8 protein-coding genes and 1 tRNA gene are annotated in these 8,495 nt (G+C 52.3%); 7 read left to right on the top strand and 2 right to left on the bottom strand.

Annotated elements, in window-relative coordinates:
• Nucleotides 1-125 precede the first annotated feature (125 nt).
• Nucleotides 126-201, top strand: a tRNA-Trp gene (locus OGX66_RS05375).
• Nucleotides 202-300: 99 nt separating this feature from the next.
• On the opposite strand, the gene hdfR is transcribed toward OGX66_RS05375, so the two are convergent.
• The gene (gene hdfR, locus OGX66_RS05370) at nucleotides 301-1,146 is read right to left on the bottom strand and encodes an HTH-type transcriptional regulator HdfR (RefSeq protein ID WP_085952510.1); all 846 of its coding nucleotides are present in this window, start codon (nucleotides 1,144-1,146) and stop codon (nucleotides 301-303) included.
• 106 nt (nucleotides 1,147-1,252) lie between these two features.
• On the opposite strand from hdfR, the gene maoP reads away from it, so the two are divergent.
• On the top strand, nucleotides 1,253-1,591 hold the full coding sequence (gene maoP, locus OGX66_RS05365; RefSeq protein WP_003018025.1) for a macrodomain Ori organization protein MaoP: 339 nt from the start codon (nucleotides 1,253-1,255) through the stop codon (nucleotides 1,589-1,591).
• A gap of 24 nt (nucleotides 1,592-1,615) precedes the next feature.
• Here maoP and OGX66_RS05360 read toward each other — a convergent pair whose 3' ends face one another.
• Nucleotides 1,616-3,136, bottom strand: coding sequence for a YifB family Mg chelatase-like AAA ATPase (locus OGX66_RS05360; protein WP_049002006.1), 1,521 nt, complete (start codon nucleotides 3,134-3,136; stop codon nucleotides 1,616-1,618).
• A 352-nt stretch (nucleotides 3,137-3,488) separates the two neighbouring features.
• Here OGX66_RS05360 and ilvL point away from each other — a divergent pair, with 352 nt between their 5' ends.
• From ilvL to ilvD, 5 genes are all read left to right on the top strand, one after another.
• Nucleotides 3,489-3,587 carry an ilv operon leader peptide gene (gene ilvL / locus OGX66_RS05355; RefSeq protein WP_001311244.1) on the top strand — a complete coding sequence of 33 codons (99 nt, stop codon included), beginning with the start codon at nucleotides 3,489-3,491 and terminating at the stop codon, nucleotides 3,585-3,587.
• Between the two features lie 139 nt (nucleotides 3,588-3,726).
• Complete coding sequence (ilvG, locus tag OGX66_RS05350; protein ID WP_003841174.1) at nucleotides 3,727-5,373, top strand: acetolactate synthase 2 catalytic subunit; 1,647 nt, start codon at nucleotides 3,727-3,729, stop codon at nucleotides 5,371-5,373.
• Nucleotides 5,370-5,633 (top strand): acetolactate synthase 2 small subunit, encoded by a 264-nt coding sequence (gene ilvM / locus OGX66_RS05345; protein WP_003018017.1) that lies wholly within the window; start codon nucleotides 5,370-5,372, stop codon nucleotides 5,631-5,633. Before ilvG ends, ilvM begins: the two co-directional genes overlap by 4 nt.
• A 17-nt stretch (nucleotides 5,634-5,650) precedes the next feature.
• On the top strand, nucleotides 5,651-6,580 hold the full coding sequence (locus OGX66_RS05340; RefSeq protein ID WP_003018014.1) for a branched-chain amino acid transaminase: 930 nt from the start codon (nucleotides 5,651-5,653) through the stop codon (nucleotides 6,578-6,580).
• 60 nt (nucleotides 6,581-6,640) lie between these two features.
• Complete coding sequence (gene ilvD / locus OGX66_RS05335; RefSeq protein WP_003844609.1) at nucleotides 6,641-8,491, top strand: dihydroxy-acid dehydratase; 1,851 nt, start codon at nucleotides 6,641-6,643, stop codon at nucleotides 8,489-8,491.
• The last annotated feature ends 4 nt before the right edge of the window (nucleotides 8,492-8,495 follow it).

Here is an 8,495-nt window from a genome sequence, read left to right as displayed (position 1 = left end):
CGGTAGTTCAGTTGGTTAGAATACCTGCCTGTCACGCAGGGGGTCGCGGGTTCGAGTCCCGTCCGTTCCGCCACTTATTAGAAAATTAAGCCTGCTACTAAGCAGGCTTAATGATAAAAAAATTTAGGGGCGTAGCTCAGTTGGTAGAGCACCGGTCTCCAAAACCGGGTGTCGCGAGTTCGAGTCTCTCCGCCCCTGCCAGAAACAATCCTTAGCATTCTTGCTAAGGATTTTTTTTATCTGCAATTTGCGCTGTGCCTTCCAATTGTTTTATTCCCGGCATCCTTGCCCGTATTTTCTTTAATCTTCCAGAATATTCGTTCTCAGCAAGTCGCAAATCAGCGCATGTTTATCGCTGTTTTGCAGCCAAACTGCATATAACGGGCGCGAAAGGGTTGTACTGTCAGTAACCGTATGGAGATCGCTTTTACCTTTAGCCCAACTGACCGGAAGCCAGCTAAAGCCTCTAAGGACTGAAAGTTGCTGCCTGGCCAATTCTGCCGAACTGGTGGTGAGTACCGGCACTTCATCTCCCGCAATCAATCCCGCTTCGTGTTGCTGAAAGTCAGGTCCCCATTCCAGACGCAGATAATTCAGTTCATCCTTGGTTTGCGAAGGAGAGCTGCAATAGAGCGCCAGCGTGAAATATCCCAACAGTTGGCTGCTAAATTCGTCCATTTTGGGCGTTTCGGTAGTAATCAGTAGATCAAGCTGTCGTTCATGGAGCTGTTTTACTAACGACTGTCGCTGAGCGATCCTCGCTTCAAACTGCAGGCTGGATTGCGGCTCCTGGGATTGGTACAAACGCCCCAGCCAGCCATTAAGCATGCATTCCCAGAGGGATGCGCTGGCACCAATAGAAAACTCGTTATGTCGCGAGGTATTCGCAACCTCCTTACGTGCGGCTTGCCACGTATTCATCAGCGTTTCAGCGTAAGGCAGTAATTTTTCACCTGCAGCGGTTAAACGGATATTGTTTCTGTGTCGGGTGAACAGGTTTACACCCAATTGATTTTCCAGTTGTCTGATCCGGAAACTAACCGCTGATTGGGTCAGATAGAGCGCTTCAGCAGCCCTGCCAAAGTGGCGTGTCCGGCTAACTTCCAGGAAAGTTTTTAACAATTCCGTATCCACAACTCGCTCCATAAAATTATTTGTCGTTATGATTTAAATCTTTTGTTTGACGCTCTGTCAAGCGTAACTAATACTCCGCGCCATAAATAGCTCGGCCAAAGAATTAGGAGCGTGCAGGATGGCGGAAAGCTTTACGACGACTAATCGATATTTCGATAATAAATATTATCCCCGCGGATTCTCCCGTCATGGTGATTTCACCATTAAAGAAGCACAACTGCTTGAGCGTCACGGTTATGCTTTCAACGAGCTGGATCTGGGCAAGCGTGAGCCGGTAACGGAAGAAGAAAAACTGTTTGTTGCGGTATGCCGTGGTGAGCGCGAACCGGTTACCGAAGCTGAACGTGTGTGGTCCAAATACATGACGCGCATTAAGCGTCCAAAACGCTTCCACACGCTGTCTGGCGGGAAACCTCAGGTGGAAGGTGCGGAAGACTACACCGAATCTGATGATTAATAAAAAAGGGCGAAAGCCCTTTTTTTATGCCAGTAGTTTTTGCAAATGAATGAGTAATCTGTCTATCGCCCTATACCCAACAGCCTCCTGTAAGTGCTGGCGAGAGATATGGTCAGATTGTTCTATATCCGCGATCGTTCGAGCAACCTTTATCAGGCGTAACCAGGCGCGGATGGATAATCCGAGATGCGCGAGCGTTTCTTCAAGCCACTGTGCATCATCACTGCGCAGTGGACAGTATTTATGGATATCCTGACTGTCCAGATGCGCGTTTAACTTATTTTGTCGTCGATACTGACGATCTCGCGCTGCCATAACACGTTGCTTCACCATTGCGCTATCTTCCCCTTTTACCTGGTTCTGACTGAGTATCCCGGGCGGTGGCAAAGGGATTTCGAGAGAGAGATCGAAGCGGTCAAGAAATGGACCTGATAATCGATTGAGGTAGCGTAGCGTCTGCTCTGGGGTGCAGCGGTTATGGTTCCCCTGATAATGGCCTGTTGGGCTGGGATTCATGGCGGCTATGAGTTGAAAGCGAGCGGGATAGGTGATTTTTGCTCTGGTGCGGGATAGATGTATCTGTCCGGACTCAATGGGTTCGCGCAGTGCATCCAGTGTGCGCCGCTCAAACTCGGGTAGTTCATCCAGAAATAGTATGCCGTTATGCGCCAGAGAGATCTCGCCTGGCGCAGGAATAGAGCCTCCACCGACCATGGCGGTTAATGAAGCACTATGATGCGGAGAGCGAAAAGGGCGTTGTTTCCACTGTTTCTGTAGCGTGTCGGAATTGACCAGACTAAGAATCGCGGCGCTTTCCAGTGCCTCATCGTTACTCAGTGGCGGAAGCAATCCTCTCAGGCGACTGGCCAGCATAGTCTTACCCGTACCCGGAGGGCCGATGAGTAAGAGGTTATGACCGCCAGCTGCGGTAAGCTCCAGCCCGCGTTTACCCTGTTCCTGGCCGATAACATCGCTCAGATCATCTGCTAATGCGCAGGGGATAAAATCTGCCGATGATGGTCTGTCTAAATCATGCTTACCTTCGAGGAACGCGCATACTGCCTGTAGATGATCGGCTATCAGGCACCCTTCACCGTGTATTAGTCCAACTTCAGCTGCATTCTCTTTTGCGACAATAATTCTCCTGCCTGCGCGAATGGCTTCGGTTGCACTTGATATCGCACCGGGAACGCCGCGTAACGCGCCTGTAAGCGCTAATTCACCTACCAGCTCATATGTATCGAGATTATGGGTAGTAAGCTGCTCAGAAGCGGCCAGAAGCGCAACTGCGATAGGTAAATCATATCGTCCCCCTTCTTTTGGGAGATCGGCCGGAGCGAGGTTTATGGTTATCTTCTTTGCCGGGAATTCATAACCGCTATTAATTACCGCACTGCGAACCCGATCGCGGGCCTCTTTTACCGTTGTTTCGGGTAATCCCACCATGGTTAAACCAGGCAAACCATTGCTGATATGTACCTCGATGGTAATGGCTGGCGCATTCACGCCCAGCGCAGCGCGTGTGTGAACAATCGATAGTGACATAAGCCCTCCTGATGAAAGCATTATGTCGCAATACATCGCTGCAAGATTTCACATAATTACGGTTTTTAGAGGCTTATTCCCGTGTTTTTATGTAGCTCAACACTGATTACATTAAGTCTGGAATAGCGCTCGCAAACGCTTTTGCATGGCATTTTTAGTAGGGAATGGGTAGCCGAGAATCACCTGAAACGTGAAATATTTTCACCTTTGATTTTTTGTTTAAAAAACAACGATATTTATCTAAACCGTTAACGTCGTCAGAAAAACGAATAAAAAAATATCTTGTGTCATTTGCAAATTCTATGGTAACTCTTTAGGTATTCCTTCGAACAAGATGCAAGAAAATACAAAAATGACAGCCCTTCTACGAGTGATTAGCCTGGTCGTGATTAGCGTGGTGGTGATTATTATCCCACCGTGCGGGGCTGCACTTGGACGAGGAAAGGCTTAGAAAACAAGCCTTAACGAACTAAGACCCCCGCACCGAAAGGTCCGGGGGTTTTTTTTGACCTTAAAAACATACACGAGGAGCAGAAAGTGAACGGTAGCATAAAATTCTGTTTCTCAAGATTTACGGCGGGGATGTAACTATGAATGGGGCACAGTGGGTGGTACATGCGTTGCGTGCACAAGGGGTTCAAACCGTCTTTGGTTATCCTGGTGGCGCAATTATGCCTGTTTACGATGCGTTATATGACGGCGGCGTAGAACACCTGTTGTGCCGACACGAGCAGGGCGCGGCAATGGCAGCAATTGGCTATGCCCGTGCGACCGGTAAAACCGGCGTGTGTATCGCCACTTCCGGGCCTGGTGCTACCAACCTGATCACGGGCCTTGCCGATGCGCTGTTAGATTCAGTTCCTGTGGTGGCGATCACCGGCCAGGTGGCATCATCTTTCATCGGAACGGATGCGTTCCAGGAAGTGGACGTTCTGGGTATGTCTCTGTCCTGCACCAAACACAGTTTCCTGGTGCAGTCACTGGAAGAGCTGCCGCGCATCATGGCTGAAGCTTTTGCTGTGGCGAATTCCGGTCGTCCGGGGCCGGTTCTGGTTGATATCCCGAAAGACATCCAATTGGCCAGCGGTACGCTGGAGCCGTATTTTACGACAGTCAAAAACGTAGAGGTTTTCCCGCACGCTGACGTTGAGCAGGCGCGTAAAATGCTGGCACAAGCGCAGAAACCTATCCTGTACGTAGGTGGCGGCGTTGGTATGGCGCAGGCGGTCCCGGCCCTGCGTGAATTTATCGCGGTAACCCAAATGCCAGTCGCCTGCACGTTGAAGGGGCTGGGCGCAGTAGAGGCTGACTACCCATACTATTTGGGTATGTTGGGAATGCACGGCACTAAAGCGGCAAATTTCGCGGTGCAAGAATGTGATTTACTGATTGCAGTGGGCGCGCGTTTTGATGACCGGGTAACCGGCAAGCTGAATACCTTCGCACCAAACGCCAGCGTGATCCACATGGATATCGACCCTGCGGAAATGAACAAGCTGCGCCAGGCGCACGTAGCATTGCAGGGTGATTTAAATTCTCTGCTGCCGGCATTGCAGCAATCGCTGAAGATTGACGCATGGCGTCAGCATAGTGCTGAACTGCGCACAGAGCATACCTGGCGCTATGATCATCCCGGTGAGGCTATCTACGCGCCACTGTTGTTGAAGCAGTTGTCCGATCGCAAACCCGCGGACAGCGTAGTGACAACGGATGTTGGCCAGCATCAGATGTGGTCGGCGCAGCATATGACCTACACCCGCCCGGAAAATTTTATCACCTCGAGCGGCCTGGGCACGATGGGCTTTGGCTTGCCAGCAGCGGTTGGCGCGCAGGTTGCTCGCCCGAACGATACGGTAATCTGTATCTCCGGTGACGGTTCCTTCATGATGAATGTACAGGAGCTCGGCACCGTAAAACGCAAGCAGTTGCCGCTGAAGATAGTTTTACTCGACAACCAGCGGTTAGGCATGGTGCGACAATGGCAGCAGCTGTTTTTCCAGGAACGTTATAGCGAAACCACCCTTACCGATAACCCCGATTTCCTCATGTTGGCCAGCGCCTTCGGCATACCAGGTCAACACATCACCCGTAAAGACCAGGTTGAAGCGGCACTCGACACCATGCTGAACAGCGAGGGGCCATACCTGCTTCATGTCTCAATCGACGAACTTGAGAATGTCTGGCCTCTGGTACCGCCAGGTGCCAGTAACTCAGAAATGCTGGAGAAATTATCATGATGCAACATCAGGTCGCCGTTGAGGCTCGGTTCAATCCGGAAACGTTAGAACGTGTTTTACGCGTGGTACGCCATCGCGGTTTTCAGGTGTGCTCCATGAATATGGAAGCTGCCAGCGATGCGCAGAATATAAATATCGAATTGACCGTTGCCAGCCCCCGGTCGGTCGACTTACTGTTTAGTCAGTTAAGTAAACTGGTAGACGTTGCACATGTTGCTATCTGCCAGAGCACAACCACATCACAACAAATCCGCGCCTGAGCGCAAAAGGAAGAAAAATGACGACGAAAAAAGCTGATTACATTTGGTCTAATGGCGAGATGATTCGTTGGGAAGACGCTAAGGTTCACGTGATGTCCCACGCGCTGCACTACGGTACTTCTGTATTTGAAGGCATCCGTTGCTACGATTCTCACAAAGGGCCGGTGGTGTTCCGTCATCGCGAACATATGCAGCGTCTGCGTGATTCAGCCAAGATCTATCGTTTTCCGGTTTCTCAGAGCGTTGATGAGCTGATGGAAGCTTGCCGTGAGGTGATTCGTAAAAACAATCTGACCAGCGCCTATATCCGTCCGCTGGTGTTTGTTGGCGACGTGGGGATGGGCGTTAACCCGCCAGCGGGATACACCACTGACGTGATCATCGCTGCGTTCCCGTGGGGCGCTTACCTTGGTGCTGAAGCGCTGGAACAGGGGATCGACGCGATGGTTTCTTCCTGGAACCGCGTTGCGCCGAACACCATCCCTACAGCGGCTAAAGCGGGCGGTAACTATCTGTCTTCGCTGCTGGTGGGTAGTGAAGCGCGTCGTCATGGCTATCAGGAAGGCATTGCCCTGGATGTGAATGGTTACATCTCTGAAGGCGCGGGTGAAAACCTGTTTGAAGTAAAAGACGGCATTCTGTTTACCCCGCCGTTTACCTCTTCTGCACTGCCGGGTATCACCCGTGACGCGATCATTAAGCTGGCGAAAGATCTCGATATCGAAGTGCGTGAGCAGGTGCTGTCCCGTGAATCGCTGTACCTGGCCGACGAAGTGTTCATGTCCGGTACCGCGGCCGAAATCACCCCAGTACGCAGCGTCGATGGTATCCAGGTGGGCGAAGGCCGCTGCGGTCCGGTCACCAAACGCATCCAGCAGGCCTTCTTTGGCCTCTTCACTGGTGAAACGGAAGATAAATACGGCTGGTTGGATCAGGTTAATCAATAAACATAAATTTGGGACGGCACGCACCGTCCCAATTATTAGACAGACGGGAGTTAATCAAGCATGCCTAAGTATCGTTCTGCTACCACCACCCACGGCCGCAATATGGCGGGTGCTCGCGCACTGTGGCGCGCCACCGGGATGACCGATGATGATTTCGGTAAACCGATTATCGCTGTGGTGAACTCTTTTACCCAGTTTGTGCCGGGTCACGTCCACCTGCGTGATCTCGGTAAACTGGTTGCCGAACAAATCGAAGCCTCAGGCGGCGTGGCGAAAGAGTTCAACACCATTGCTGTGGATGATGGTATCGCCATGGGGCACGGTGGCATGCTGTATTCACTGCCGTCCCGCGAGCTGATTGCTGACTCCGTTGAGTACATGGTTAACGCCCACTGCGCCGATGCGATGGTCTGTATCTCTAACTGCGACAAAATCACCCCTGGGATGTTAATGGCCTCTTTGCGCCTGAATATTCCGGTGATCTTTGTTTCCGGCGGTCCGATGGAAGCCGGGAAAACCAAGCTCTCTGACCAAATCATCAAGCTCGACCTAGTTGATGCGATGATTCAGGGCGCTGACCCGAAAGTCTCCGACTCACAAAGCGAGCAGGTTGAACGTTCCGCCTGTCCAACCTGCGGCTCCTGCTCCGGCATGTTCACCGCCAACTCGATGAACTGCCTGACCGAAGCGCTGGGCCTGTCGCAGCCGGGTAACGGTTCGCTGTTGGCGACTCACGCCGACCGTAAAACGCTGTTCCTTAACGCGGGTAAACGCATCGTCGAGCTGACCAAACGCTATTACGAGCAGGATGATGCCTCCGCCCTGCCGCGCAACATTGCCAGTAAAGCGGCGTTTGAGAACGCCATGACGCTGGATATCGCCATGGGCGGCTCCACCAACACCGTTCTGCACCTGCTGGCGGCCGCACAGGAAGCGGAAATCGACTTCACCATGAGTGATATCGACAAGCTGTCCCGCAAAGTCCCACAGCTGTGTAAAGTGGCGCCGAGCACGCAGAAATACCATATGGAAGACGTGCACCGCGCAGGCGGCGTACTGGGTATTTTAGGCGAACTGGATCGTGCCGGACTGCTGAACCGCGACGTGAAAAACGTGCTGGGTCTGACTCTGCCGCAAACGCTTGATCGGTATGACGTGATGTTGACCAAAGACGACGCGGTGAAAAAAATGTTCCGCGCCGGACCGGCGGGCATCCGTACCACCCAGGCGTTCTCGCAGGACTGCCGTTGGGATACGCTGGATGACGACCGCGCTGAAGGCTGCATCCGCTCGCTGGAACATGCTTACAGCAAAGACGGCGGTCTGGCAGTCCTGTACGGTAACTTTGCGGAAAACGGCTGTATCGTAAAAACTGCAGGCGTGGATGACAGTATCCTGAAATTCACCGGCCCGGCAAAAGTGTATGAAAGCCAGGACGATGCGGTTGAAGCAATCCTCGGCGGTAAAGTGGTGGCTGGCGACGTGGTTGTCATTCGCTACGAAGGGCCGAAAGGCGGGCCAGGCATGCAGGAAATGCTCTACCCAACCACCTTCCTGAAATCGATGGGCCTCGGCAAGGCTTGTGCGCTGATTACCGATGGTCGTTTCTCCGGCGGTACTTCGGGGCTTTCCATCGGTCACGTTTCTCCGGAAGCGGCCAGCGGCGGTAATATCGCGATTATCGAAGATGGTGACATGATTGCCATCGATATCCCGAATCGTGGCATTCAACTGCAACTGAGTGATGCGGAAATCGCTGCGCGCCGTGAAGCGCAGGAAGCTCGCGGTGACAAAGCCTGGACGCCAAAAGATCGTCAACGTCAGGTCTCCTTTGCACTGCGCGCCTATGCCAGCCTGGCAACCAGTGCCGACAAAGGTGCGGTGCGCGATAAGTCGAAGCTCGGGGGATAATGAC

This window comes from Citrobacter sp. Cf072, from assembly GCF_030334485.1.
Taxonomy (GTDB): Bacteria; Pseudomonadota; Gammaproteobacteria; order Enterobacterales; family Enterobacteriaceae; genus Citrobacter; species Citrobacter freundii.
The sequence above is the reverse complement of the archived record's forward strand: the minus strand, read 5'-3'. Positions and strand labels throughout refer to the sequence as shown.

Excerpts from the sequence above, each read along its gene's own strand:
- hdfR (WP_085952510.1), bottom strand. The coding sequence starts at position 1,146 with ATGGAGCGAGTTGTGGATACGGAATTGTTAAAAACTTTCCTGGAAGTT.
- maoP (WP_003018025.1), top strand. The coding sequence starts at position 1,253 with ATGGCGGAAAGCTTTACGACGACTAATCGATATTTCGATAATAAATAT.
- OGX66_RS05360 (WP_049002006.1), bottom strand. The coding sequence starts at position 3,136 with ATGTCACTATCGATTGTTCACACACGCGCTGCGCTGGGCGTGAATGCG.
- ilvL (WP_001311244.1), top strand. The coding sequence starts at position 3,489 with ATGACAGCCCTTCTACGAGTGATTAGCCTGGTCGTGATTAGCGTGGTG.
- ilvG (WP_003841174.1), top strand. The coding sequence starts at position 3,727 with ATGAATGGGGCACAGTGGGTGGTACATGCGTTGCGTGCACAAGGGGTT.
- ilvM (WP_003018017.1), top strand. The coding sequence starts at position 5,370 with ATGATGCAACATCAGGTCGCCGTTGAGGCTCGGTTCAATCCGGAAACG.
- OGX66_RS05340 (WP_003018014.1), top strand. The coding sequence starts at position 5,651 with ATGACGACGAAAAAAGCTGATTACATTTGGTCTAATGGCGAGATGATT.
- ilvD (WP_003844609.1), top strand. The coding sequence starts at position 6,641 with ATGCCTAAGTATCGTTCTGCTACCACCACCCACGGCCGCAATATGGCG.